The 25,853-nt window shown below is 63.1% G+C and carries 23 protein-coding genes; 16 read left to right on the top strand and 7 right to left on the bottom strand.

Annotated elements, in window-relative coordinates:
• Positions 1-30 precede the first annotated feature (30 nt).
• The 10 genes from RID42_16680 to RID42_16635 are packed head-to-tail and all read left to right on the top strand — an operon-like array spanning position 31 to position 11,589.
• Positions 31-1,047, top strand: a complete 1,017-nt coding sequence (locus RID42_16680; protein MEQ8249318.1) for an ABC transporter permease — start codon at positions 31-33, stop codon at positions 1,045-1,047.
• A complete protein-coding gene (locus RID42_16675; GenBank protein ID MEQ8249317.1) occupies positions 1,044-1,934 on the top strand; it encodes an ABC transporter permease in 891 nt (296 codons plus the stop codon). Before RID42_16680 ends, RID42_16675 begins: the two co-directional genes overlap by 4 nt.
• Entirely contained in the window at positions 1,931-2,935 is a 1,005-nt protein-coding gene (locus RID42_16670; protein ID MEQ8249316.1) for an ABC transporter ATP-binding protein, read from the top strand. Before RID42_16675 ends, RID42_16670 begins: the two co-directional genes overlap by 4 nt.
• A gap of 13 nt (positions 2,936-2,948) precedes the next feature.
• Positions 2,949-3,971, top strand: a complete 1,023-nt coding sequence (locus RID42_16665) for an ABC transporter ATP-binding protein (protein MEQ8249315.1) — start codon at positions 2,949-2,951, stop codon at positions 3,969-3,971.
• Positions 3,968-4,903: an amidohydrolase family protein gene (locus tag RID42_16660; GenBank protein ID MEQ8249314.1), complete on the top strand. Its 936-nt coding sequence runs from the start codon at positions 3,968-3,970 to the stop codon at positions 4,901-4,903. Before RID42_16665 ends, RID42_16660 begins: the two co-directional genes overlap by 4 nt.
• Positions 4,903-5,754: a cupin domain-containing protein gene (locus tag RID42_16655; GenBank protein ID MEQ8249313.1), complete on the top strand. Its 852-nt coding sequence runs from the start codon at positions 4,903-4,905 to the stop codon at positions 5,752-5,754. The genes RID42_16660 and RID42_16655 overlap by 1 nt, the downstream gene beginning before the upstream one ends.
• Before the next feature lie 7 nt (positions 5,755-5,761).
• Positions 5,762-7,327, top strand: a complete 1,566-nt coding sequence (locus tag RID42_16650) for an AMP-binding protein (GenBank protein ID MEQ8249312.1) — start codon at positions 5,762-5,764, stop codon at positions 7,325-7,327.
• Positions 7,324-9,009 (top strand): alpha/beta fold hydrolase, encoded by a 1,686-nt coding sequence (locus RID42_16645; GenBank protein MEQ8249311.1) that lies wholly within the window; start codon positions 7,324-7,326, stop codon positions 9,007-9,009. Before RID42_16650 ends, RID42_16645 begins: the two co-directional genes overlap by 4 nt.
• 4 nt (positions 9,010-9,013) lie before the next feature.
• The gene (locus tag RID42_16640) at positions 9,014-10,582 is read left to right on the top strand and encodes an FAD-binding oxidoreductase (GenBank protein ID MEQ8249310.1); all 1,569 of its coding nucleotides are present in this window, start codon (positions 9,014-9,016) and stop codon (positions 10,580-10,582) included.
• 5 nt (positions 10,583-10,587) lie between these two features.
• Entirely contained in the window at positions 10,588-11,589 is a 1,002-nt protein-coding gene (locus tag RID42_16635; protein ID MEQ8249309.1) for a 4Fe-4S dicluster domain-containing protein, read from the top strand.
• A gap of 18 nt (positions 11,590-11,607) precedes the next feature.
• On the opposite strand, the gene RID42_16630 is transcribed toward RID42_16635, so the two are convergent.
• The 3 genes from RID42_16630 to RID42_16620 form a co-directional block, all read right to left on the bottom strand.
• A complete protein-coding gene (locus RID42_16630) occupies positions 11,608-13,491 on the bottom strand; it encodes an ABC transporter ATP-binding protein (protein ID MEQ8249308.1) in 1,884 nt (627 codons plus the stop codon).
• Positions 13,488-15,323: an ABC transporter ATP-binding protein gene (locus RID42_16625; protein ID MEQ8249307.1), complete on the bottom strand. Its 1,836-nt coding sequence runs from the start codon at positions 15,321-15,323 to the stop codon at positions 13,488-13,490. The genes RID42_16630 and RID42_16625 overlap by 4 nt, the downstream gene beginning before the upstream one ends.
• 154 nt (positions 15,324-15,477) lie before the next feature.
• Positions 15,478-15,873: a RidA family protein gene (locus RID42_16620; GenBank protein MEQ8249306.1), complete on the bottom strand. Its 396-nt coding sequence runs from the start codon at positions 15,871-15,873 to the stop codon at positions 15,478-15,480.
• A gap of 79 nt (positions 15,874-15,952) precedes the next feature.
• On the opposite strand from RID42_16620, the gene RID42_16615 reads away from it, so the two are divergent.
• Entirely contained in the window at positions 15,953-17,179 is a 1,227-nt protein-coding gene (locus tag RID42_16615) for an acyl-CoA dehydrogenase family protein (protein MEQ8249305.1), read from the top strand.
• Here the strand turns inward: RID42_16615 and RID42_16610 are convergent.
• Positions 17,176-18,213 (bottom strand): glycosyltransferase family 1 protein, encoded by a 1,038-nt coding sequence (locus RID42_16610; GenBank protein ID MEQ8249304.1) that lies wholly within the window; start codon positions 18,211-18,213, stop codon positions 17,176-17,178. The two genes, RID42_16615 and RID42_16610, sit on opposite strands and share 4 nt — an antisense overlap.
• A gap of 4 nt (positions 18,214-18,217) precedes the next feature.
• Entirely contained in the window at positions 18,218-19,006 is a 789-nt protein-coding gene (locus RID42_16605) for a UDP-2,3-diacylglucosamine diphosphatase (GenBank protein MEQ8249303.1), read from the bottom strand.
• Between the two features lie 150 nt (positions 19,007-19,156).
• Between RID42_16605 and RID42_16600 the strand changes: the two genes are divergently transcribed.
• From RID42_16600 to RID42_16585, 4 genes are all read left to right on the top strand, one after another.
• Positions 19,157-20,074, top strand: a complete 918-nt coding sequence (locus RID42_16600) for a YegS/Rv2252/BmrU family lipid kinase (GenBank protein MEQ8249302.1) — start codon at positions 19,157-19,159, stop codon at positions 20,072-20,074.
• Positions 20,075-20,138: 64 nt separating this feature from the next.
• Positions 20,139-20,906, top strand: coding sequence for a hypothetical protein (locus RID42_16595; GenBank protein MEQ8249301.1), 768 nt, complete (start codon positions 20,139-20,141; stop codon positions 20,904-20,906).
• A gap of 89 nt (positions 20,907-20,995) precedes the next feature.
• Complete coding sequence (locus RID42_16590; protein MEQ8249300.1) at positions 20,996-22,171, top strand: LLM class flavin-dependent oxidoreductase; 1,176 nt, start codon at positions 20,996-20,998, stop codon at positions 22,169-22,171.
• Between the two features lie 22 nt (positions 22,172-22,193).
• Positions 22,194-23,579 carry a carotenoid oxygenase family protein gene (locus RID42_16585; GenBank protein ID MEQ8249299.1) on the top strand — a complete coding sequence of 462 codons (1,386 nt, stop codon included), beginning with the start codon at positions 22,194-22,196 and terminating at the stop codon, positions 23,577-23,579.
• Positions 23,580-23,582: 3 nt separating this feature from the next.
• Here RID42_16585 and RID42_16580 read toward each other — a convergent pair whose 3' ends face one another.
• Together RID42_16580 and RID42_16575 are read right to left on the bottom strand one after the other, a co-directional pair.
• Positions 23,583-24,095 carry an arsenate reductase ArsC gene (locus RID42_16580; GenBank protein ID MEQ8249298.1) on the bottom strand — a complete coding sequence of 171 codons (513 nt, stop codon included), beginning with the start codon at positions 24,093-24,095 and terminating at the stop codon, positions 23,583-23,585.
• 111 nt (positions 24,096-24,206) lie between these two features.
• Entirely contained in the window at positions 24,207-24,434 is a 228-nt protein-coding gene (locus RID42_16575) for a hypothetical protein (protein MEQ8249297.1), read from the bottom strand.
• A gap of 227 nt (positions 24,435-24,661) precedes the next feature.
• On the opposite strand from RID42_16575, the gene RID42_16570 reads away from it, so the two are divergent.
• Positions 24,662-25,846, top strand: a complete 1,185-nt coding sequence (locus tag RID42_16570; protein ID MEQ8249296.1) for a class I SAM-dependent methyltransferase — start codon at positions 24,662-24,664, stop codon at positions 25,844-25,846.
• Positions 25,847-25,853: the final 7 nt, after the last annotated feature.

Below are 25,853 nucleotides of genomic sequence, written 5' to 3'. Positions count from 1 at the left end.
CTCCAGAGCATAAGGGTCTAACGGTTCAGGATGGCGATCCGCCAATTCTTGTTGCGGCGGTTTGTGTTGGTGGTGCCCATTTTATTGGGCATCACCTTCCTGACCTTTATGCTGGTAAGAATCGGGGAACAAAGCCCCGTTGCCATGCTCGGTGGCCCGATGGCCGACGAAGCGACCTTCGCGGCGATCGAACAGGAACTTGGCCTCGATAAGCCCTTTTTCGTCCAGTACGGGCTCTATTTAGGCAAGCTCTTGCAAGGCGACCTTGGCGACTCCTGGCAGTCGACCGAACGGGTTGCCGACGAAATCAAGAACCGTCTGCCAGCCAGCCTCGAACTTCTAATATTCTCCGTTCTACTCGGCGCTCTCGTCGGCGTTCCCGTTGGCCTGCGCTCGGCGCAGCGGCCCAACAAACTGTTCGATCAGATCAGTCGTTTCGTCTCCCTGTTCGGCTTTTCGGTGCCGACATACTGGATCGCCCTCATGGCGATCTTTGTGTTTTTCTTTCTCCTGGGCGTTTCGCCGCCGCCGATGGGCAGGCTGGACATTGCCTCCTTTCCGCCACCCAACGTCACAGGCAGCTACTTTGTCGACAGTGTCATCGCCGGCAATTGGGAGACCGCGCGGTCGGCGTTAAGCCAGCTCACACTCCCCGTCATCCTTTTCTCCATCATCGTCGCCGCGCCCATCATCAAACACACCCGGGCAATTTCTCTTGAGGTTTTGGCGAGCGATTACGTCCGCTACGCCCGCGCCCAGGGTCTGCGGCCGCGAACGGTACGGCGCATCGCGCTGCGCAACGCGATCACGCCAATCTTGACGTTCATCGGCACCGAAATCACCGGCCTGCTCGCGGCGGTTTCTCTGTTGGAACTCATTTTCGCTTGGGGCGGATTGGGCCAGTGGGGCCTCAATGCGATCCTGCTGGGCGACTTTGCCGCCGTACAAGGTTACGTCTTGGTTCTGGCGGTGTTCTCCGTCTCGGTCTTTATCGTCATCGACTTGCTGGTGCTGGTGCTCGAACCGCGCGCCACCCTACGCGCGTGACGGACTCGACCGCCGAGGGCACCGCGTTGCCGGGTTTCACGTGGCATGGCCGAGTGCTGGGCGTCGCTCGGCGCAGCCCGACCTTCGCTATCGGCTTTGCCATCGTTGCCGTGTTCGCGGTAATCGCCGCCCTGGCCGACGTCATCGCGCCATTCGGTCCGATTGAATTGTTCTCGCGGGACGTTCTGCTGCCGCCGGATACAACATATCTCTTCGGCACCGACGGTAACGGCATGGACGTTTTCAGCCGGGTCCTGCACGGCGCCCGGTATGCCTTCGGGATCGCGATCCCTTCGGCGGCAATCATGCTCGTGGTCGGCGTGCCGCTCGGCCTGATTGCAGGCTACAAGGGCGGCGTTATCGACGAAATCGTGCTGCGCATTATGGACGTCTTGCGCTCGTTCCCGTCGATCGTTCTGGCGCTCGCGGTCGTTGCAGCGACCGGGCAGTCCCTGGTCAACGTGGTCCTGGTGATCGGCTTTCTCGACGCACCGATTTTTGCGCGGCTGGTTCGCTCCGAGGTTCTTGCGCTGCGATCCAGTGGCTTTGTCGAATCGGCAGTGGCGGCCGGTAACCCAACGTGGCGGATACTTTTCGTCCACCTCATGCCCAATGCGATCCGCGGATCGACCGCGATGATAGCGGTACGTATGGCGTGGGCGGTTCGGATCAGCGCAACTCTGGCCTTTATCGGCGTCGGTATCCAGGCGCCAACGCCTGAGTGGGGTGCCATGATCCGGCAGGGCGCGGAATTCATCATCAGCGGCGAGTGGTGGGTGGCGCTGTTCCCCGGCGCCGCGCTCGTTGGGGTCGTTCTAGGCTTCAACCTTCTCGGCGACGGGCTCCAGGATCTGCTCGATCCGCGGCGGAAAGCGACCGGGAAATGAGCCTCCTTGAGGTGCGCAACCTCCACACCCATTTCATTTCGCACGATCTCAACAATCGCCGCCGGGTCGCCAAAGGTCTGAACGGCGTCTCCTTCGACGTCGACAAGGGCGAGGTCGTCGGAATCGTCGGCGAGACCGGCGCCGGCAAATCGCTTACCGCGATGTCGATCATGGGTTTGTTGCAACCGCCGGCCCGCATCGTTGAAGGGTCCGTTCGGTTCGATGGCAAGGAACTGGTCGGCCTCCCAGTCGAAGATCTCAATCGGATACGCGGCACCCAGCTCACCATGATCGTGCAATCGCCGTTGACATCGCTCGATCCGTTGTCCCGGGTCGGCAAGCAACTGGTGCGCGCCCAGCAGGAACACCGGGCAATCTCCAAGGACGACGCCTGGCGCGCCGGCGCCGAGATGTTGGCGACCGTCGGGATCCCCGACGCGGAACGGCGGATGCGCGCCTGGCCGCACGAACTCTCTGGTGGGATGGCACAGCGCATTCTCATTGCTCTCGCTTTGATCAACGGTCCGCGGATGCTCATCGCCGACGAACCCACCACCGGGCTCGACGTCACGGTGCAGGCGCAAATTCTCGATCTCCTGCGCGGCCTTGTCGTCGATCGCGACATGGCGGCTATGGTCATCACCCACGACCTCGGTGTCGTCGCCCACTATTGCACCCGAATGTGCGTGATGTTTGCGGGCTCGATCGTGGAGAGCGGTCCGGTGCGCGCAGTCTTCAACGATCCGCGCCATCCCTATACCCAGGCACTCATTTCGTCGACGCCGAAGCGGATCGCGGAAAAGGGCTACGCCCAAATCGGCGGGCCGCCGCCCAATCTCTACGCGCTACCGACCGGCTGCCATTACCGGGATAGGTGTTCGCGGGCGGCAGACGCCTGCGCTGTAGCACCCTCGTTACGGCCTGTCGGCGAGCGGCACGAAGCGATGTGCCATTTTGCCGATGAAATCGGCGCTGGATCGGCGGCCACACACCATGGTTGAGCCGATTCTAAAGGTGCGGAACTTGGTCAAGCATTTCCCCGGCAATCGGCCGGGCGAAATCATCCATGCCGTCAACGGTGTCTCGTTCGATCTGGTGCCGGGCCAAACCGTCGGGCTCGTCGGCGAGAGTGGGTCGGGCAAGTCGACCATCGGTCGCAATGTCGTTCGCCTGCTGCGTCCGACGTCGGGGACGATCCACTTCGGCGGGCGCGACATTTCGACGATCAACGAGCGCGAGATGCGGCCGCTGCGCAAGGAAATCCAGATCGTCTTCCAAGACCCCTACAGCGCGCTTAACCCTCGCATGCGTGTCGGCAACCTGATCGGCGAAATGGTCAAGTTGCACAGCGGCTTGGATGCTGCCGCGCGGCGCGCGAAGGTCACCGCACTTGCCGCCCGCGTCCATCTCAACGCCGACCTGTTGACGCGGTTTCCCAATGAACTTTCGGGCGGTCAACTCCAGCGGGTGTGTATTGCCCGTGCCTTGGCGACCGATCCTAAAGTGATTGTGCTCGACGAACCGACAAGTTCACTCGATCTGTCGGTGCGGGCGGGCATTCTGGAACTGTTGGGCGAGTTGCAGCGCGAGACCGGCGTGGCGATGCTATTCATCTCCCACGATCTTGAAACGGTGCAACTCGTCAGCCACCGCATTTTGGTTCTATACCTCGGCTTCGTCGCCGAGGACGGGCCCGCCGATTCCGTCTTCGATAGACCTGCGCATCCTTACTCCCAGGCGCTTCTATCGGCCGACCTGCCGCCCGACCCCGATGTCGTGCTCGACCGACAAATCCTCCAAGGCGAGGTGCCGGGTCCGGTCAACTTGCCGCCGGGGTGTCCGTTCGCCCCCCGCTGTCCGCTGGTCCGGGACGAGTGTACGCGGGCGCGGCCCGCTGCCGTCACCGTCGGCGCGGATCATCATGCTGCCTGTGTGCGCGTCGATGACGGCACCAACGATATTCGATCGGCTTCGGCCCGTACCGATACCGATACCCATAAGAAGTTCCAGGATCAGTTCGTGAGGAGAGCGACATGAGCGTCAAAGGGGCCATCGATATCGTCGTCAACGTGGCGACACCGGATTTGATCAAGAAAGGCTCGTCGCCCAGCGACGACACCTTCAAGGACCAGGTACGCCAACCCAAGGGGGCGCGGCGCGGGGTCAGCATCGCCGACTATCTAAAAAAGATGGACCGCGCCGGTATCGAACGCTCGTTGCTCATTGCCGTGCGGGCAGGGGACATGAACGTTCGAGGCTCGAAGGAGATCGCGTACAAATACGTCTACGACATTTGCCGCAAATATCCCGACCGCTTCTCCGGCTTGGCCGGGGTCGATCCGATGCGCGGAATGCAGCAACTCCGCGATCTCGAAGAGGCGGTGGAGAAGTACGGCTTTGTCGGCGCCCACTTCTATCCCCACTGGTTCAACATGGCGCCGGACGATCCCTATGTCTTTCCGATCTACGCCAAGTGCATCGAACTGGACATCCCCATCATGATGCAGGTCGGTCACAACCTGATTTACCAACGTGACCGTCGTCTGCCCAGCATGGCGCAGCCCATCACGCTCGATCGGATCGCCATTCTTTATCCCGAACTCAAGTTACTCGGTATCCACCTTGGGGTGCCGTGGACCGACGAGATGATCTCGATGGCTTGGAAGCACGAGAACATCTATATCGGTGGCGATGCCTACGCGCCCCGCTATTGGCCGCCGCAAATGGTGCATTATGCCAATAGTTATGGGTCGCATAAGTTCATGTTCGGGACCGACTGGATGGTGATCGATCCGGAGCGCGCCGTTCGCGAGGTCGAGGAACTCAACTTCAAGCCCGCCTCGAAGGCGCAGATCATGCGCGACAACGCGCTCCGCATCTTCAAGTTGCCCAAGGGCGGCCTTAAGAAGACGCCGGCGCATTGGGGCAGTGCGCTCACCGCGCCCGCCGCAAAAAAGGGAGCCAAATAATGGGACGGCCACACATCGAGTTCATCCAATCCCAGGCGTTGAAGTGGGCCAAGGGCTTGCCTGCCGGCACCGGTCGGGCCGACGTCGAGTGCAAGACCCTCAGCATCGACGACACGACCGGTGCGGCGACCTGCGTCGTGCGCTATCCGGCCGGATGGACACGGCGCGACGGCGAGTACCTCTCGACCGACGAAGAGTTCTATGTTCTCGAAGGCGCGCTTTCGATCAACGGCACCGACTACACACGCGACACTTATGCTCACCTGCCGGCAGGCCACCTGCGCAAGACCGCGTCCTCGAAGGGCGGCGCGGTTGTTCTCACGTTCCTCGACGGTCCGGTTGACGCCGTGGCCGCCACGGCGCCAGGGCCGGCTTTCCGCGCCGACCGGTTGGTCGAGTACGTATCGGCGGCAAAGGGCGACTGGGGCAATGCGGACCTCGATGCGATGGGGTTGCGCGACATCTCGACAAGTTCCCGTTTGTTGTCGCTGTTCACCGATCCGGACACCGGCGAAATCAGCTATTTGACCGGCGTCGTCCCGTTCAAACCGGAGTCCTCGCCCGAGCGGCACCCGGTTGGGCAAGAGTTCTACATTCTCGGTGGGTCGCTCGCCGGCAAGGGAGGGTTCATGCAGGCTGGCGCCTACTGTTGGCGTCCCCCGATGGTGACCCACGGGCCCTATGGCAGTCCGTCGGGGGCCTTGATCCTGCTGCGCAGCGTTGGCGGTCCGCTAACCACCGAACTCGATCCCCCGGTGCCGCACAGCTACGAACCCGAGCACAACCCCGTCCTACCACCCGAACTGGCGGAGGCCGGGTCCAAGCCGCTGCCGCCACCCGCGCGCTACTAGGTTCACTATGTCGATTGCAGAAAGACCTTCCTCCTACCGGGCTGTCACGATCACCGAGGGCTTGCGCACGAGCGCCCGACGGACGCCCAATAAACTGGCGTTGACCGAAGCGGGCAGGGAACTCACCCACGCGCAATTGATCGGTCGCATCAACCGCGTCTCCAACGCCGGTCTCGGCCTTGGCCTGAAACCGGGCGACCGTGTAGGCCTGATGTGCGCCAACTGTATTGAGTTCGTCGAGGTCACCTGCGGCATGTCGGAAATCGGCGTGGCCCCGGCGATGATCAACGCCAAGTCAACCGCCCACGAAGCGTCATACATCTGCAACGACGCCGGCGCGCGCATTCTGTTCGTCCATGTCGACTACCAAGATGCCGCCTTCGCTGCCGACCTCCAAAGCGTCGAACGGATCGTCGTGATCGATCCGGGTAACGACAACAGCGACTACGAAAAACTGCTTGCCGCTGCCTCCAGCTCGCAGTCCTCGGTGGCCTTGGAAGAGTGGGATGTGTTTTCGATCCCCTATACGTCGGGCACGACAGGGAACCCCAAGGGCGTCCTCCTGTCGCACCGCTCGCGGGTGAACCACATGCTGTTCACCATGGCGGCGAATTACGGGTGCTATACGCCCGAAGCTCGGCCGTTGGCGACGTCGCCGTTCCACAATGGCGCCGGTTTCATCAATGCCCTAGCGGGACCGTTTTTTGGCGGCACCACGCATATTTTGCCCAGGTTTGAACCTGAACTGATGCTGCGGGCGCTCGAAGAACGCCGGATTACCAGCATGTTCATGGTGCCGACTCATTTCCACGCCATGTTCAACCTCGGTCGCGAAAAACTCGATCGCTTCGACAAAAGCTCGCTCGACGTGATCCATTCCAACGCCGCGCCGCTGCCGCAGGCCACCAAGGAAAAGATCGTCGACTTTTTCGGCGAGGGCATTCTGTTCGAAACCTACGGTTCGACCGAATGCGGCGGTTGCACCTTCCTGCGGCCCGAAGACCAGTTGCGCAAGATCAGTTGCGTGGGCCAACCCGGTCCCAGCGTGTGGCTCGAAATCCGCAACGAACAGGGCGACGTCCTTGCGCCGGGCGAAGTTGGCGAGGTCTGGATCAAGAACGCATGGCTGTTCAACGGCTATTGGAACAAACCCGAAGCGACTGCCGAATCCCTAGTCGACGGTTGGTGCACCGTGGGCGATCTCGGCAAGACGGACGACGAGGGCTTCCTTTATCTCGTGGACCGCAAGAAGAACGTCATTATATCAGGCGGCCAGAATATCTTCCCGCGCGAAATCGAAGAAGTGCTCCACCATCACCCCGCCGTCGGCGAGGCGGCGGTAGTCGGCAAGAAAGACGACTATTGGGGCGAATCGGTCACCGCTTTCGTGGTTCTTCGGCCCGGCCAGTCGGCCACTGCGGACGAGCTCAAAGAGCGTTGCGCCCACGTGTTGGCCCGCTACAAGCTGCCCAAGGAGTTCCACTTCGTCGATGCGCTACCCAAGAACGCGACCGGTAAAATCCTACACCGCGACCTGCGCGATTCGTTGAACAAGGGGGAGTTCGACACATGATGGTCACCCGCCACTACGTCACGGTGGGCAAGCGCCGGGTCCACTACCGGCGGGCCGGTAAGGGGCCGGCACTTGTGTTGCTTCACGCGTCGCCGGTTTCGAGCGAAGTTTTCGAAGCGGTGCACTTCCCGATCTTCGCCAAGGACTTCACGGTCATCGCCATCGACACGCCGGGCCAAGGGTTTTCCGATCGTCTCGACCTCGGCCGTCAGGAACTGATCGAGGACCTCGCCGACGCGCTGGCAGAAACGCTCGACGTACTCGGCGTCAAACATTGCGCGCTTTACGGTCGCCACACCGGTGCGTCGATCGCCGTAGAATTTGCGCGTCGCTTCCCGGATCGGACCGCGACGGTTGTCACCGACGGCTTTCCCTTGTTCAGCGCGGCGGTCCGTGACGATTATTTGAAGAACTATCTCGCCGATATCGTGCCCGATTGGGCGGGGTCCCATTTGCTGTGGTGGTGGTTCCGCTACCGCGAGCAGCATGTCTTCTGGCCATGGAATAAACACGAAGGCGCCAACCGCGCCGACCAAGACGTTCCCGACCTGGATTTCTTACAGCGTGGGACGCGTGAAATCCTCGTCGCCGGCAACACCTACAAAAATCCCTATGCTGCGGCATTCCTGCACGAGGGCATCGCGGCGGTCGAAGCGATCCTCAAGGGGCCGGTGCCGGTGTGTTTCGGCGGGCGGCCCGGTGATTCGGTCTTTTCAGCGCTCAAGCGCATGCCGGCGAAGTCCTGGGTCAAAGAGTTCGAGCGCGACAAGCGCGACGCGGCGATGCAAGAACTCGAAATTTTTCGCCAGTATCCGGCCAAAGGCGAACCGCCGCCCGCGCCTGACGTCGCCGACCTACCGGGGCGGGCCACCATTCGGTACGTCGCCGTTGGGAGCCGTCAGATCGCCGTGCGCACGGCGGGTACCCAATCCGGCGCTCCGGTGGTTCTGCTGCACCGCTTCCCGGGATCGGGAAAACTCCTCGAACCGTTGCTCCTGGAGATTGGCAAGACCCGGCGGGCCATTGCCATCGATCTGCCGGGTCACGGCGATTCCGATCCGACAACCGATCACAGCATCGCCGCCTATGCCGCGGCTGTTGCGCAGACCTTGGCCCAACTCAAATGCCCACCGGCGCACATCTACGGCCATAATGCTGGCGCCTCGGTAGCGCTGGCCCTCGCCCTCGACCATCCCTCCACGGTTGCCAGCCTCATGCTGGAAGGTCCGATGGTGTTCTCGCATGCCGACCGCGTGCGCTTCGGAGCGAACTGGGCCCTGCCCACGGACCCGGTGTGGGACGGTCATCACCTCACCTCGATCTGGCACCAGACCAGGGATAAGCAGATCTACTACCCCTGGTTCGAAAAAACCTTGGCGGCCAGTCGCTTTATCGAGCCGGGCATCGCGCCGGACGAAACCCATCGCCAGGTCGTCGAGATGATCAAACATCCGACGTCGTTCAAACCGGCATGGGATGCGGCATTCGACTATCCCGCCCGGGAGCGTCTGGCGGAGGTGCGTCTGCCGACGTGGATCGGCGTGGCCGAAGCGGACAATTTCGCGCCCTGCCGCGCGGCAACCGAACGTCTCCTCGGTCGACCAATCGACGATCTTGGGGCAACGCCGTCGCCCACCACGACCGCGACTGCGATCGACACCTTCTTGAAATCGCTGGGGTGAGCAGATGACGGCCGGCAGTTCCTCCGTTATCGATCCCGCCGCCCTCGCGGCCCGGATTGCACCGATTGTTGGAGATGCCAATGTCGTGACCGATGCAGCGGAGAGGGCGTTCTTCTCCCAGGACATCGTACAGTGGGACGCGCCGGTCGCCGACATTGTCGCGCGCCCCGGATCGGCGGCCGATGTTTCGGCGCTGCTGATCGCTGCTGCGGAACTCGGTCTTGCCGTCGCCCCGCGCGGCGGCGGCCTTTCCTACACCAAGGGCTACGTACCGGAAAAATCCGGCACCATGATTCTCGACTTAACCCGCCTCAACGCGATCCACGAGGTCAATGAGGAAGACCGCTACATCACGTTAGGTCCGGCGGTCACCTGGCAACAGGTCATGGATGAGTTGCGCCCGCGTGGCCTACGGACCGTTCTGACCGGGCCGATCTCGGGCGTCTATTCGACCGTCGGCGGTGCGGCCTCGCAGAATATTCCGGGCAGCATGGATACGATCCTTGGGCTTGAAGTGGTGCTTGCCGACGGTCGCATCGTCCATACCGGGTCCTCCGCGATTACCCGCGCGGCGTCGCCGTTCTACCGTTACTACGGTCCCGACCTGACGGGCCTTTTCCTGGGCGATACCGGCACCTTCGGCGTCAAGACGCGCCTGACACTACGCATCGAACGTATTCCCGCCGGCGTCGCCTTTGGTTCGTTCGCGTTCGAAACCTTGGCCGATATGGCGACGGCGATGACCGACGTGTCGCGCCTTGGAGTGGCGGCCAAGAGCTTCGGGATGGACCCGCTCAAAAACCGGACGGCGACCAAGGTTGGCCTGCGCGAGGGGGCGGAGACCCTGCGCGACATCGCGCGCGGTTCGGGCTCGCTGGTGCGCGGCCTGAAGGATGCCGCCCGCATCGTTGCCGCCGGCCGCGACGCCTATGACGACGTCAAATGGTCGCTCCACCTCACCGTCGAAGGGTTCGATCAACGCGCGGCAGACGTCGCGATGGAAGCGGCCCGCCAAGCCTGCGCCAGCCACGGCGGGCGCGACATCGAACCGAGTATCCCGATCGCGATGCGCGCCAAGCCGTTTTCCATCCGCGGCTTCCTTGGCCTGCAGGGCGAGCGCTGGGTGCCGGTGCACGGCGTCTTCCCGATGTCGAAGGCCCTCGGCGTCGTCAAAGCGGTCGATGGATTTTTCGCCGAGCGCGACAAACTATTGGCGGACCACGACATCCAATATTCCTACCTGTCCTCTATCAACGGGCAGTTCTGGCTTCTGGAACCGATGTTCTACTGGAAGGATGAGGTCGGCGATTTCCACATGCGCTACCTCGATCGGAAGCGCTACGCGAAGTTCGAAGGAATTGCTGCCAACCCCGAAACCCGGGCCGTGGTTATGCGCGTCCGTGAAGAGCTGCGCGACCTGTTCTTCGGTCTCGGCGCCGTCACCGCGCAAGTCGGCAAATTCTACAATCTGCCCGACGCGTTGGAACCTGAAACCTATGCCGTGCTGACCTCGATCAAAGACCTTCTCGATCCGGATCGCCGCCTCAATCCCGGCAACCTCGGCTGGCGGTAGGGGCCTTGGCCCAGCCGCCGGAATCGGACGATCTCTGGCAACCGCCGGCCGAACCCTACGTCACCCCCCAGGTTCAGCGCGACCTATGGCCCGATGTCTCGGGCAACGCGGTCAACGGTCTGGATGAAACGGCGATCCGTCGCCCCGAGCCGATCTACCACCACGACCCCGAACGCACCCGCTTCGCCGCCCTCCAGACATGGTTTCGCGGCCTGCCCTCGCACCCGGTGATCGGCAAGGCGCGCCACGACCGGATTCCAATCATGGCCGAACCGCTTGCACCGCTGGCACCGGAGAAGGCGCAGCGGACGCCGGCGGACTGGTCCGCCGCGATCAAGGCAACCGCCCGCGACCTTGGCGCCGAACTCGTCGGTATCGCCCCGATGCGGCCCGAATGGGTCTTCGAAGGGTTCGAGATCGAACAGCGCTGGGCGGTGATGTTGGGTGTCGCGATGGACTACGACGAGCTCAGCACCGCGCCCCACCCACGCGCGATCGCCGAAGTGGTGCGCCAGTACGGGCGCGGGACCCAGGTCGCCAAGCGGCTGGCCAGTTGGTTGCGCACCCAAGGCTGGGACGGCTTCCCCCACGGCGGGCCCGAGGCCGGGCCGATTCTGATGATCCCCCCTGCGTTGGCCTGCGGATTCGGCGAACTCGGCAAGCACGGATCGATCATCAATAGGGAACTAGGCTCCAGCTTTCGCTTGGCATACGTCCTCACCGACGTGCCTTTGACGGCCGATCCGCCGCAGGACTTCGGCGCCAACGTTTTCTGTACCAACTGCCGGGTGTGCGAAAAAGCTTGCCCGCCGAAGGCGCTCACCCCGGTTAAGCACATGGTGCGCGGCACGACCAAGTGGTACGTCGATTTCGACAGTTGCGTCCCGTATTTCAACGACACCACCGGCTGCGGCATCTGCATCGCGGTGTGCCCCTGGAGTCGACCCGGCGTCGCACCTAGCCTCGCCGCTAAGTTGACCCGTCGCCGCGAACGGCACAGCACCTAAGGGCGGACGGCGCGCCGGTTAAGTCGAGGCGGGGCGATTGTCCGCGCTATCTGCCAAGGCTTTCGGCATATCGTCGAACGAGGCGTAATTCAGCGCATAGAGGTTGGCATAGAGCCCTTGGCGCGCGATCAACGCATCGTGCGGGCCGGTCTCAACGATCCGCCCGTCTTGCAACACGATGATGCGGTCCGCGCCCCGGATCGTCGCCAGCCGGTGGGCGATCACGATGCCGGTCCGTCCCTCCAGCAAGCGCGCGAGCGCCTTTTGGATCTGGCGCTCGGTATAGCTGTCGATGCTGGCTGTCGCCTCGTCGAGAATAAGGATGCGGGTATCGGCAACCAATGCGCGGGCGAAACTCAGAAGTTGACGCTGCCCGAGCGACAGGTTGCGCCCAAGTTCGACCAGCATCGTGTCGTAACCGTCCGGCAGCCGGGCAATAAAGTCGTGCGCACCGACGATCCGCGCAGCCTTCTCCACATCGGCCAGGGTGGCGTCGGTCTTGTTGTAGCGGATGTTCTCGAAAATCGTCCCGGTAAACAGAAACGGGTCTTGGAGCACCATGCTGACGTGCCGCGATAGCGCGTCCTTGGCATAGTCCCGAACATCGACCCCGTCGATCAGGATCGATCCCTCCCAGACCTCGTAGAACCGGTGGAGCAGGGCGGTGATGCTGGTCTTCCCCGATCCCGTCGGCCCGACAAGTGCGACCGTTTCGCCGGGCTTCACGGCAAAACTAAGGTCGTGCAGTACCGGGCGGTTGCGGTCGTAGCCAAAGGTTACGTTGCGAAATTCAACGGCGCCCTCGACCGTTTCGGGAGACACCGCGTCGGGTTTGTCGGAAATCGCCAAGGGTACGTCCAAGACCTCGAAGATGCGCTGACCCGACGCCATGGCGCGTTGCATCACGCTGTATTGCATGGTGAGCGAGCGGATTGGATCGAAGAATCGCTGGACGTAGAACACGAACGCGACGATCACGCCGATTTCCAACTCGCTGCGCAGCACCATGGTGCCACCCAGAACGATAACAATGGCAAGCGCGACACCGGTCAGCGTGTCGACGATCGGCACCATCGTCTGTCCGAACTTGGCAGCGCGCAAATGCGCCCGCAGGTTGTCGCGGGCTTTGATGTCGAACAAGTCGTAGTTGACGCCCTCCCGGCGCATCGCTTGGACGGTGCGCACGGCGCGGATGCCTTCGGCCATCGCCCCGCTGACGATCGAGTTGGTTTCGCGGGCATGGCGGAACGCCCGCCGCGCCCGTGGCAACCAGACAATACGCACCAGGAATAACGTTGGGACGATCGCTAGGGTCAAGAGACCAAGGTCGAAATTCATCGTCAGCATGATGACGACAATTCCCAGCAAGAGAACGAGATCGCCGATCGCGGTGATCGAGTTGTCGAGAAACTCCTGCAACGAGTTCACGTCGCCTTGGAGGCGCGACATCATGCGGCCCACTTCGGTCCGGTCCATGAAGGTCAGGGCGACATGCTGCAGGTGTTCGAACATGGCGCGCCGGAGTTCGAAGATCACACGCTCGCCCGTCCAACCGACAAGCCAGTCTTGAAGCCAGTTGGCGGCATAGTTGATCAGCACTACCAGCGCGAAAACCCCGACGATCAGCGTGAGGAGCGTGGTGCCGTTCGGCCCGGCCAGCAGCGCATCGTCGATGGCCCACCGGATCACCAACGGAATCGCCAACTGGGTGGCGGTAAAGGTAAGGACCGCGAGGACTGCAAGGGCGATGGCGCCGCGGTAGGGTCGAACGTAGCCCATGAAGCGGCGCACCACCTGCCGGTCGAACGCCGCGCCGAACATTTCCTCATCGCGGCTGATTTGCGATCCGACGACCGCGCGTAGCTTCCGTCCCGCTTTCTGCGCCGGGTCGAGAGACGTCATTCCGCCACCTCGAGCGTGCCGACCGCAGCCTCGTCGCCGGTCGTCTGCAGCCGATACAGCGCGGCGTATTTACCGCCTTGGGCCAGTAGCGACTCATGGGTACCGCGCTCGACGATCTGTCCGTTCTCCAGGAAAACGATCGCGTCGGCATGCTTCAGGGCGCTCAGGCGATGTGACACGATGATGGTCGTGCGATCGCCGGCGCCCGAATTCAGGGCTTGTTGGATTTGCCGTTCGGTGCCGGCATCGATCGCGGCGGTCGAATCGTCCAAGACCAGCACGTCGGGTTGGAGCAAGGCGGCCCGCGCGATCGCTACCCGCTGTTTCTGTCCGCCGGACAGCGACACGCCGCGCTCCCCCACGAGGCTCTCATAGCCCGCCGGCAGGGTGTCGATAAACCCGCCGATCTGCGCCGCGCCGGCCGCATCGCGGATGTCGGCTTCCTCGGCCCACGGATTGCCGTAGGCGATATTGTTCTCGATCGACGAGGTGAAGAGATAGGGGTCCTGCGCGACGACGCAAACCGCTTCGCGCAGCGACGATCCCTTTACCGTACGGATATCCTGACCGTTGATCGTGACCCGCCCCTCGGTCGGATCGTAATGCCGGGGCAGCAGATGGGAGATAGTCGATTTGCCGCTCCCTGGCGGCCCGACGATCCCAAGCGTCTTGCCGCGGGCCACCGAAAACGACACATCGCGGAGGACCGGCGGGCTGACGCCGGGGTCATAGGAAAACGTCACATGCTCGAAGGCGACGGTGCCGTCGCCACCCGTCAACGCCTGGGCGTCGGGCGAATCTGCGATCGTCACATCGGCATCCAGCACAGCGAACAAGCGATTGCCGCAGGTCGAAGCCCGGGCGAAGGCGTTCACCACCATACCGATCTGCCGAACCGGTTGTTGCAGGATGGTCATGAAGGTGAGGAATTCCGTCAGCGTACCGACCGTCATCGTGCCGTCGAGTACCCGCCCGCCGCCGACGAACAGCACCAAGCCCATCGCGGCAAAGAAGGCGAACGTCATGGCGCTCGTCGCCGAGGAACGGGCGCTAATCCGTTCGCGCGAAATCTCCAGCGCGGGCAGCGCGGTCGCATCGTATTTCGTCATTTCGTAATTTTCCGCGCCGAACGCCCGCACGACGCGAATGCCGGTCAGGTTCTCATCCATGATCCGGCCCAACACACCTAGGCTTTCCTGCAGCTTCAACCATAGCCCGCGCAGCCGCAGCCTGATCGTCGCCGACCGCCACGCGACAAACGGAACAAAACTCAAGCTCAACAACCCCAACACAATGTCGGTGGACAGCACCAGGGCCGCGCCCACCGCCACCATCACCACCAGCAGTAGCGAGCGCAGGACCGCCATATTGAAGAACATCCGCACGCCTTCGATGTCGAGAAGGGCGCGAGTCACGAGGTCGCCGGTATGAACGCTATCGTGGAACGAGAAGTTCAGTTTTTGCAGTTTGGCGTAGAAGTCCAATCGCAATTGGTAGCCCACAAGGTGCCCGATCGACTCGCCGCCATAGTTGTGGATCAAAGTAAAGGCGCCGCGCAGCACCGAGACCACGAATAACAATCCCGCTGTAGCCCATAGCGTGTCGCGGGCAACGTCGAGGTCGATCGCGCGGTCGCCCAGCGACAACAGTGCGCCGTCCACCGCGTCGCCCAGCAGGCGCGGCACCATCAGTTGCAGAACAACGGCGACAAGAGTCGCGACCACCGCGATGACAACGCGGGCACGGTATCGCACGGCAAGCCTGACGATTCGCCACAATACGGCGAAATCGCCCGCCGCCCGGCGGTCGCCAGAAGAGTCGTTGGAATGCATTAAGCGCGTATTCTACGGGTTCGACTGTGGATCACGATTTCGCCGATAGTGTCACTTTGGCGCCGATTTGGCCAAGGCTTCCCCTAATCGCGCCCAAAGTGCGGTCCCCTGGCGCCGGCCCCATGCCCATATACGGGTGGGACACCCTACTGCCTTACGCCAAGACCCGCCCCGTCAGCAAAGCGGTCGCGTCGATCTCGATCAGGCGTTCGGGCCGCCCCAGGGCCGCGACCGCGACGAAGGTGTCGGCGGGGTAGGGGTCCTTGAACCAACGCTGGCGCAGCGCAAACACGTTCTCCCGGTACGCCATGTCGGTCACATAGATCGTCACCTTGACGATTCGGTCGATATCGCTGCCCGCGGCGCGGAGCGCCCGCTGGATGTTCCGCATCGCTTGGTCGGCCTGGGCGTCGAAGCCACTTGCGGTGTTGCCGGCATCGTCCATCCCGACTTGGCCGGAAAGCAAGATGAGGTCGCCGATGCGAAACCCTTGCGAAATGTAGAACTGTTTGAACGGGTCGTTCTCGAGATTGATTCGCTGCGCGTCCATGGTAATCCTCCTGGGCGAGATGACGTCGAGGGGCCGGCTGTTGCCGGGCGATGGCGAAAGAATGACAGGAGATGCAAACGTGGCAACTGACAAGGACGCAGCGCACCAACGCGCGCTCGCACGCGGCGCGGCACAAGCCTTGGGCCAAGAATTTTCGCTCACTGCGGCCGAAATCGACCGCAGTGGGCGGGACCCCGCAGAAAACATGCAGCGTATTCACGAGGTAGGTCTTACCCGTCTGCTGCTTCCCCAGGCCTACGGCGGAATTGCGTCCTCCCAAACGCTGGCCGCCGACCTGCCGCTCGTGACCGACGTCCTGACCGACCTCGCCGCGGGCGAAAGCGCCACCGCGCAGATCTGGAGCATCCATCTCGTTGCAGCTCGGTTGATTTTCGGCGGGGCCCTGCAGGTCGGTGAGGACGTCCGCCGAGAAATTGCCGATGGCCTGCTGAAGGACGGCATGCGCCTTGCCAATTCGGCGGCCGAGCGCGGCCCGCGCCGTGGCGAGTACCACACAGTGGCTGATCCGGTCGACGGCGGTTACCGGTTCAGCGGCGTCAAAGTCTTCAATACCGGCACCGTCGGTGCGACCTACACGATTACCCCTGTGCGGATTCGCGGCAAGGAAGATGCGGGCGTCGTATACCTGCTCGTGCGTATGGATGCCGATGGGGTCAAGCCGCATCACGACTGGGACAACATGGGCCAGCGGGCGACGGGCAGCGGCACCATCACCTTCGAGAATGTCTTTGTGCCCGAGCGGTTCTGCTTTCCCATGGCCGCCGGTGCTGAGGGGTTGACCGGCGCGGCCAGCGTGATCGGCCCGTTCTTTCAGTTGCTCATCGGCGCGACGATTCTGGGCATGGGGTTCGGGGCATTGTCGGCGGCGGCAGCTTTCGTACGCGACCACGCGCGCCCGAATCTACCGACCCTTGATCGCGCGGCTGACGATCCGGTCAACCGGCTCCATCTAGGCCGGGCCTCCACCGCGCTTGCCGCGGCGCGTGCACTTCAGCGCGAGGCCAGTCAGATGGTTGTTGACACCGAGGCTGGCAACGCCGACCGGGGCCTGTGCTCAATCCACATGATGCGCTCGAAGGCGGCGACAGTCGCCGCGGCACTCGAAGTGACCGGCCAGCTCCATGGATTGGCTGGCGGCCGGGCGACCAGTAACGCCTATCGGCTCGACCGGTATTGGCGCAATGCGCGCACGTTGTCGGTACACGACCCGATCGACGCGATGATTCAACAGATTGGCGGATTCGAACTCGACGGCGCGCCGCCGGTTCCGTCGGTCGGTACCTAGTTCTGCGCCACGATCCGGGGCGTCCAGGTCCGTAGCGGCCCCTCGATGGGGGCAAGGTTCGCAAAGAACTGTTCGGCGCTGGCGCGCCAGGACATTGTCATGGCAAAGGCGCGGCACGCGGCGGGCGAGATTTCAAGCGCTGCGCGCGTCGCGGTCGCAAGATCCTCGTCCAATGCGCCGATCGGTCGGCCGGCGATGATGTCGATCGGACCCGGTACCGGATAGGCGGCCACCGGGACGCCGGAGGCTAGGGCTTCGAGAATGACGTTGCCGAAGGTGTCCGTCCGGCTTGGAAAAACGAAGACGTCGGCGGCGGCATAGTACCGGGCGAGTTCAGCGCCGAATTTGGCGCCGACGAAGCGGACTTCGGGGTGACGCTTGCGTAGTTCCTCGATCTGCGGTCCATCGCCGACGACGTACTTGCTCCCTGGGAGATCGGTCTCGAGAAATGCGGCGATGTTTTTCTCGACGGCGACGCGACCGACATAAAGCAGAATCGGGCGGACGTCGTCGATGAATCCCTTTGGTTGCGGTCGAAACAGATTGGTGTCGACGCCCCGCGTCCACGTCGCCAAGTTGCCGAAGCCGCGCGCCGTCAAATCGTCGCGTACACTCGCCGTAGCCACCATCACCGCCCGCGACGGGCGATGAAAACGCCGAACGGCAGCATAACCGATCGCCAACGGCAACCGGGTTCGAGCCTGAATATACTCCGGAAACCGCGTATGAAACGACGTGGTAAAGGGCAGTCCCCGGCGCAAGCAATAGCGTCGTGCGGCCATACCAATCGGTCCCTCCGTGGCAATGTGAATGGCGTCCGGCGCCGCTGCATCGATCTTGGCCGCGACATTCCATGTATCAAGTGCCAGCCGGATCTCCGGATAGGTCGGCATCGGGACCGATCGGAATTCGTTGGGCGTGACGAACTGCGTTTCGTGCCCCATTGCGACAAGTTCGTCGCCAACCGTGGTTAGCGTGCGGACCACACCGTTGATTTGGGGATGCCAGGCATCCGTCGCGATCAGGATGCGCATGGGCTCAAGACGCCCAGGCGAGGGCGCGTACGTCGACCTCGACGGTTTCCAACGGCCTGACGATCTCCATCGTGCCATCGTGGTGTTCGACCAGGGCCGTGCAGCTTTCGACCCAATCGCCGTCGTTGCAGTAAAGGATACCGTCGATCATTCGCATTTCGGCGTGATGGACGTGGCCGCAAACGACCCCATCGACACCTCGGTGCCGCGCTTCCGCGACCACCGCGTCTTCGAAATTGGCGATGAACTGCACCGCGTTCTTCACTCGGTGTTTCAAGAATGCCGACAACGACCAGTAGGGCATTCCCAAGCGCTTTCGCGCGATGTTGAACCAGTGGTTCAACACGATGGCGCTGCGATAGGACCAGTCGCCGAAGTAGTAGAGCCAGCGCGCGTAGCGCACGACGCCGTCGAACGCGTCGCCGTGCAGAATGAGCAGGCGCCGTCCGTCAGCCGTTTCGTGGATGGCATCGGTCATTACCTTCACGTCGCCGACCGTCAGGCCGGCATAGTCGCGCGCGGTTTCGTCGTGGTTGCCCGGCACAAAGATCACGTTGGCCCCGGCGGCGGCGCGGTTCAGCACTTCCTGCACGAAGGCTGAGTGACTTGGCGGCCAGTACCAGGATTTCTTGAGCCGCCAGCAGTCGACGATGTCGCCGACCAGATACAGGTTGTCGAACTCGACCGACTGGATGAATCGCAGCAAGTCGTCGGCGCGGCAGCTTTTCGTCCCCAGGTGAATGTCGGATAACCACAGGGTGCGATAGTGGCGCGGCATGTGGATAACGTTCATCGGCCTCTATATGCAGTTGTACTCGGTACTAGCAAACGCACATCTTGAGTATTCATAATATTCATGATAGTTCTCCTGTCTCGTTAATGTTTGGTTACAGACCTATTAACTAAAGGTCTGCGCAAACTAAGTAATATTGAAGTAATAATATTGACACATAACTGTAACGGTCCCGAGGCGGCCGGCGCCGTGCCGCGTCGGCGGATCGCCGTCATCTTCAACCCGACGGCCGGGTGGCGCCGCCGCGGGCGCCTCGATCGCGTACTGTCGCGCCTCGATTGGCTCGGCTGCACGGTGGATCTTTTGTTGACCGAAGCGCCGGGCCACGCCGAAAGGTTGGCACGCGGCCTCGGTCCCGATGTCGATGCGGTCGTCGTCGCCGGCGGCGACGGCACGATCAACGAAGTCGTCAATGGCCTGGGCGCCGCCGCCCCGCCGCTCGGGATCGTCCCGCTTGGCACAGCGAACGTGTTGGCGCTTGAACTCGGACTAGGGCGGACGACGGCGCAAATCGCCGAGACGATCGTCAATGGCGACCGGCGCGAGATCGCGATCGGCCAGGTCAACGGCAGGCGGTTCGTTCAGATGGTGGGGGTCGGCGCGGACGCCCACATCGTCGCCCATGTGAGCAAGCGGATAAAGAAATATGCCGGCAAGGGTGCCTACGTCCTCAGTGGCGCCATCGGTCTGTTCACCTACCGCTTCCCCCGCTTTGATCTCGTGATCGACGGTGAACGGCTGTCGGCCACATCGGTGATCGTGTCGAACGGGCGCTACTACGGGGGTAAGAACATCGTCGCGCCGCGCGCGGGTCTGGACCGCCGCAGTTTCGAGGTCTGTCTGATGACGCGGTCGGGGCGCTACAACGCATTGCGCTACGGGCTTGCGGTTTTTCTTGACCGGTTACCGGCGCTCAACGATGTGCGCTACATCACCGCGACCGATGTGCACATACTAGCCCCCGTGGGCGACCCGATGCAGGGCGACGGCGACTTGGTTGCGTCGCTGCCCGCCGACATAACCCTTCTCCCACGCGGTTTTCCGGTCTTGGTTCCTGCGCGCCGTTAATTGCGCTGTACAGGCCGGGCGCCGTCCCGGCACAATCGGCGGATGATACGAGGGGAGGCATGCCGTGGTTGAGGTTGTTGCGACGCAGGAGGCGTTCGCCCGCCGCCAAGTGTTGATGGTGCCGGGCTATACCGAGACCGGGAGCGACGAGAACTATTACGTCACGCCGTTTTTCGGCGCGTTGCCCGCCAACGTCGATCCGAACCCGCCGGCCACGGCGATGGGGCGGCCGCAGGCCTATTACGTCGAACAACCGCCGCGCGCCACGGTGCCGCCGCACTACCACGACACCAACCAGTTCCAGGCCTTCCTGCGCGGCGATGCACTCTTTGGCAAAAAGACCGTCGGTGCCCTCACGGTGCATTTCGCCGGCGGCCACACGCCCTACGGCCCGATCGTCACGACGGAACGCGCCACCCATTACCTCACCCTTCGCAATTGCTGGGATTCGGGTGGCAAGACGATGCCCCAAAGCCGGCCGACCCTGCGTCCGGTCCGCCGCCGCTTCGCGATGGTCGAAGAGTTTGTCCTGCCCGAGGTCGCGTCGCTGCCGCCCGGCGCTGTCGAACGCCACGATGCGATGCCGTGCGAGGACGACGGGCTCGGCGTCTCGACCTTTGGCCTGGGTGCGGGCGCCGCTACCGGCCTTGCCCTGGGCCGCCCCGGCGCGGGACGTTACGGCCTCGTGATGCAAGGCAGTCTGCGCGGCCGAGGCACCGACCTCGACGCCGGCAGTTGCGTCTACATCGGCGCCGATGAGACCGAAACCTTCACGGCCGGCCCCACCGGGGCGGCGGTTCTGGTCATGCAGTTCCCGCCCGAGCCCATCTAGCGCGCCGACCGCCCCCCGGGCGCCCTTATCGCCGTTTCTAGACTCCGGCCGCCGCCCTGCCACAATGGGCGATCCGAGGGAGGAACACGATGAACCACTTGCGTTTTGGCACTTTCATTCCGCCGATCCACCCGGTTGGCGAGAATCCGACCCTGTGCATCGAGCGCGACATGCAGGTTGTCCAACACCTCGACGCGCTGGGCTTCGACGAAGCCTGGATCGGCGAACACCACTCTGCCGGCACCGAGGTGATCGCCTCGCCGGAACTCGTGCTCGCTGTTCTGGGTGATCGCACCAAACGCATTCGCCTCGGGACCGGCGTCTCGTCGCTGCCCTATCATCACCCGCTGATCCTCGCCGACCGCATGATGCAGTTGCATCACATGACCCGCGGGCGCGCGATGATGGGTGCCGGTCCCGGCGCGCTGGTCTCCGACGCCAAGGCGATGGGGATCGTCGCCGAACGCCAGCGCGACATGATGGACGAATCCCTCGATGTGATCTTGCGCCTTTTCGCGGGCGAGACCGTCACGATGAAAACCGACTGGTTCGAACTCAAAGACGCCCGTCTCCAATTGCGTCCCTACGCCAACCAACCGATCGAGGTCGCCACTGCCAGCGTGATCTCGCCGTCGGGAGCGCGTTCCGCCGGGCGTTTCGGGACGAGCCTCATGGCGATGGGCGGCACTTCGCCCGAGGGCATTGCCGCCGCGGTTCGCAACTGGAACATCGCGACAGAGATGGCCGGCAAACACGGGCATACGATGGACCGGTCCAACTGGCGCCTCGTCAGCACCGTCCACATCGCCGAAACCCGCGAACAGGCCTTCGCCAACGTGCGCTACGGGATCGACGAATGGATCCAGTATTTCGAGGATGTCGCGACACATCCGATGGTGCCGCCCGAAGGCAAGGGCGACCCGGCCGAGCACCTCGTCAAAATCGGGCGCGCCGTCATTGGCGATCCGAGCGACGCCATCCGCCAGATCGAAAAACTGCAAAAAGAAACCGGCGGGTTCGGCTGCTACCTCGCTGTCGATCATGGCTGGGCCCGGTTCGAAGACAAGCTCAAGTCCTACGAACTCATCGCGCGCCACGTCATGCCGCATTTTCAGGGCCACAACATCCAGCGCCGGCAATCCTACGACTGGGTCCGCGACAGCCAGGAAGACTTTAAGGCGTCCGCCGCCCGCGCCCAGCAAATGATCATCGACCGCCAAAAGGCGGAGGAAGCCGCGCCCAAGAAAAGCGACGCCGCCGAGTAATCGGACGGCAATCGGCCTGACCATGAGCAAGCCCTTTCCCGACTCCTTCCAGGGCAATGCTGCGCCCTGGCGCCTCGAAGGCGAAGCCTTCGATCTACCGGTCGTCGGTACGCTACCGCCGGGGCTGGTGGGCACGTTCTATCGCAACGGACCCAACCCGCAATTTCCGCCGCGCGGCTTCTACGCCAACTGGTACGACGGCGACGGCATGGTGCATGCGTTTCGCTTCGACGATGGCCGCGTCCACTACACCAACAAGTGGGTCCGCACCGAGCGCTTCGTGCGCGAACGCGAGGCCGGCGAGGCGCTGTTCGGCACCCTGTTCGAGCCGCTATCCGCGGCACCGTCGGTCAGGGCGGCAAGCCGCAATACTGCCAACGCCACGATCGTGTGCCACGGTAGCAAGGTACTCGCGACCTGGGAGACCGGGCTGCCGCACGAGATCGATCCGGAGACGTTGGAGACACGCGGTCCCTACAATTTCGGCGGGGCGATCCCCCACGACATGATGGTCCACCCCAAGATCGACCCGGCCACCGGCGAGATGCACGTCTTTGGCCGTACCGCGCCACACCCCGCACCCGGCAACGTCACCTACCATATCGTCGACGCGGCCGGCGCCGTGACCCACAGCGCAGAAATCGAAGTCCCCTACGAAAGCATGACCCACGACATGTTCATGACCGAGAACTTCGTCGTGCTGACGGTGTTCCCGGCGGTCTACGACCATGCGCGTGAGGCCGCCGGCGGTCCCTACGTCGCTTGGGAAAAGGAGCGCGCGTCGTTCCTCGGCATCCTGCCCAAGGGCGGCAGCGGTGCGGACATCGACTGGATCGCGTTCGAAGGCTGCTGGGGCTCGCACACCATGAACGCCTACGAACAGGACGGCCTACTCCTGTGCGACGTCGTTCGCTATCCCCGCGCCATGCTGTTCCCCGACCCCGACGGATCGTGGCCGGCCGGCCTCGAATTTCCCGCCCTGCACCGCTGGACCGTCGATCCCACGTCACGCACCGTGGAACAGCGGCGGTTCGACGCGGCCAACGGCGAAATGCCGGTGATGGACGTACGGTTTCGCGGGCGCCCCTATCGCCACGGCTATAGCGCCGGGTGGAGCGGTGCGGTGCGCGGTCTCGACGCGGTCCATCACTACGACTGGTCAACGGGCGCGCGCCGCAGCTTCGTGCCGGGGGAGGGGTGTCTCGTGCAAGAACCCGTCTTCGTACCCGCCCGCGCCGATGCCGCTGAGGGCGAGGGCTATCTCCTTGCGTTGGTTTATCGCGGCGCGGAGAACCGGTCCGATCTCGTGGTCCTCGACGCCCAAGCGATCGACGCCCCGCCGATCGCTACCGTGGTGTTACCCCACCGGATCGTCACCGGTCTGCACGGGGCATGGCGGCCCGCCTAGACGTCAGGCGTTTTGAGTGGCCTTGTCCGCGCCGATCGCGTCGAGCCGTTTCTGAAGGCCCAATTTTTCCAGCGAATTGAACGGCAGGTTGACGAACAAACTTATCCGGTTCGACAGCATCCGGTAGGTGTCCGAGAACGCGAGGTGGATTTCCACAGGCGTCCCTTCCGCTGCGGCGGGGTCGGGCACGCCCCAATGGGCCGACATCGGTTGGCCCGGCCATACCGGGCACACTTCGCTGGCGGCGTTGTCGCAGACCGTGAACACGAAATCCATCTTCGGCGCATCCGGCACGGCGAATTCGTCCCACGACTTGGACCGGAAACGCTCGGCGGGGTAGTTCAGTTTTTTCAACAAAGCCGTCGCGTAGGGATTGACGGCGCCGTTCGGATGGCTGCCGGCTGAAAAGGCCCGGAACTTACCCATCCCTTCACGCTCCAAAATGGCCTCGGCCAGGATGCTGCGCGCTGAGTTCCCGGTGCACAGGAACAGAACGTTGAAAATCTTGTCGGTCATGGTCGCTCCACGAAATGAACCCACCGCCCGGCGGCGTTCCTCCAGCCGCGCACCCTATGGTCATTCGGTGACAGTTCTGTGACCGACCTTCGTGACTGGCTGAATAAGGCGCTACCTAGCGCGGCGGTTTCTCATGACGACTCCGGCGAACACAACAGCCCAGATACCAGTGGCAATCGCCGCCATCAACGTCCAGTGATGTTCGCCCCAACCGCCAGATCGTACACCGAGCTTTTCCAAGGCAATCTCGCCGAGAAAGAGCAGCGAATAAGCAACGACCCAAATGACGACGATGGTCGAAATGAGGTTGTGAGCGCGGGAAGCATGGCGCATGACCATTTGTGGCGTGTCCTATGGGCTGGACCTGGGCAACGCCAATCGGCGGTGCCTTCCGGGCGAAGAGACGGGCATCATTCTATCGTGTGCCCACGTCGCGTGGGCATGTGGAAAACGCAAGGCAGATACCCGTTTTCCGATAGGTGTGGCCTCGCGGGTGCGATACGCCCTCTTTATGCCCGGTCCGTGACTGCTAAACTACGCCTAGATCGGTCCGGCAGGAGACGTCCATGTTTGAGCCCTATCCCCACCGCATGATGCCGCGCGCGAGTCACGACGAGTTGGCGCGACAGAACTATGTCGCGGCGTTCAAAATCCACGCCGAGGAAGAGGTCTATCCCAAAAGCAAGGACGTCTACCGCGCGCGCGTCGCCCCGGCGGTTACGAAGGCATCGGGGCGGGCGCCGGCCAATCGCCACGAGGTGCGCCGCGCCTTGCTGAAAGACGACTTTTGCCAAACCTGGAGTTCGGTCGCCCGCACTCTGCAAGAAATGATGTGGGATAACGTCGGCGAGACGATCGAACGCCAACTCCCCGATCTCATCGCCCGCGCCAAGGTTAAACGGCCAAAGGGGACGCTCCGTCTCGACCCCGCGGTCAAGGTGCCGCGCTACAACGCGGCAATCGATATCCACTGTATGCCGGGCGGCTACGGCGGCGAAATCACCGAAGACGATGTCTACGCAGGCGCGCTCGTCGACCGCGGCGGGTACTACTATGTCGTGCCTTTCATGGGCCGTCGCGCAGAAACCTTTAAGGATTCCCGTGCGCGCCTATACGGCGGCGCCGCCGGCAACAACATCATTCGCTTTATCCGCCAGGAATTCCCCGACCTTAAGCCCCGGCGCATTCTCGACATGGGCTGCGGCATTGGCCGCGGCACCTTTCCCTATGTCGAGGCCTATCCGGATGCCGAGGTCCACGCCATCGACGTCGCGGGGCCGCAACTGCGCTACGGGCATGCGCGGGCCGAGGCGTTCGATCGCCGGATTCATTTCTCGCAACAGGACGCCGAACGCACCGATTTTCCCGACAACTATTTCGACCTCGTGGTCTCCCACGGCCTGTGCCACGAGACATCGGGCAAAGCGATCCGCAACATCATGGGCGAGATCCACCGGGTTTTGCGGCCGGGCGGGGTCACGATGCATTCCGATCCGCAACTCGGACGCGGCCTCGATCCGCACGATGCGTTCGTCCACGACTGGGATACCTACTACAACAACGAACCCTTCTGGGGGCCGCTGCATGACATCGGGGCCGCCGATTTGTTTATTCAGGCGGGGTTCCCCAAGGGCTCCGTGCGCGAAGCGTGGGCGACGGTCGATGCCTCGGGATCGCCGGCCATCGTCACGACCAACGACACCGACAGCGAGTTGAACCGCAGCAGTTTGTTCGGCGCCCGCAAGGGCTAGGCGCCCG

The organism is Alphaproteobacteria bacterium, assembly GCA_040216735.1.
In the GTDB taxonomy this organism is placed as follows: Bacteria; Pseudomonadota; Alphaproteobacteria; order SHVP01; family SHVP01; genus CALJDF01.
The sequence above is the reverse complement of the archived record's forward strand: the minus strand, read 5'-3'. Positions and strand labels throughout refer to the sequence as shown.

Coding starts and splice junctions, on each gene's coding strand:
- RID42_16585 (MEQ8249299.1), top strand. CDS start 22,194: ATGAGCAAGCCCTTTCCCGACTCCTTCCAGGGCAATGCTGCGCCCTGG.
- RID42_16655 (MEQ8249313.1), top strand. CDS start 4,903: ATGGGACGGCCACACATCGAGTTCATCCAATCCCAGGCGTTGAAGTGG.
- RID42_16620 (MEQ8249306.1), bottom strand. CDS start 15,873: ATGGACGCGCAGCGAATCAATCTCGAGAACGACCCGTTCAAACAGTTC.
- RID42_16580 (MEQ8249298.1), bottom strand. CDS start 24,095: ATGACCGACAAGATTTTCAACGTTCTGTTCCTGTGCACCGGGAACTCA.
- RID42_16660 (MEQ8249314.1), top strand. CDS start 3,968: ATGAGCGTCAAAGGGGCCATCGATATCGTCGTCAACGTGGCGACACCG.
- RID42_16680 (MEQ8249318.1), top strand. CDS start 31: ATGGCGATCCGCCAATTCTTGTTGCGGCGGTTTGTGTTGGTGGTGCCC.
- RID42_16670 (MEQ8249316.1), top strand. CDS start 1,931: ATGAGCCTCCTTGAGGTGCGCAACCTCCACACCCATTTCATTTCGCAC.
- RID42_16570 (MEQ8249296.1), top strand. CDS start 24,662: ATGTTTGAGCCCTATCCCCACCGCATGATGCCGCGCGCGAGTCACGAC.
- RID42_16575 (MEQ8249297.1), bottom strand. CDS start 24,434: ATGGTCATGCGCCATGCTTCCCGCGCTCACAACCTCATTTCGACCATC.
- RID42_16640 (MEQ8249310.1), top strand. CDS start 9,014: ATGACGGCCGGCAGTTCCTCCGTTATCGATCCCGCCGCCCTCGCGGCC.
- RID42_16610 (MEQ8249304.1), bottom strand. CDS start 18,213: ATGCGCATCCTGATCGCGACGGATGCCTGGCATCCCCAAATCAACGGT.
- RID42_16630 (MEQ8249308.1), bottom strand. CDS start 13,491: ATGACGTCTCTCGACCCGGCGCAGAAAGCGGGACGGAAGCTACGCGCG.
- RID42_16605 (MEQ8249303.1), bottom strand. CDS start 19,006: ATGAACGTTATCCACATGCCGCGCCACTATCGCACCCTGTGGTTATCC.
- RID42_16625 (MEQ8249307.1), bottom strand. CDS start 15,323: ATGCATTCCAACGACTCTTCTGGCGACCGCCGGGCGGCGGGCGATTTC.
- RID42_16650 (MEQ8249312.1), top strand. CDS start 5,762: ATGTCGATTGCAGAAAGACCTTCCTCCTACCGGGCTGTCACGATCACC.
- RID42_16590 (MEQ8249300.1), top strand. CDS start 20,996: ATGAACCACTTGCGTTTTGGCACTTTCATTCCGCCGATCCACCCGGTT.
- RID42_16645 (MEQ8249311.1), top strand. CDS start 7,324: ATGATGGTCACCCGCCACTACGTCACGGTGGGCAAGCGCCGGGTCCAC.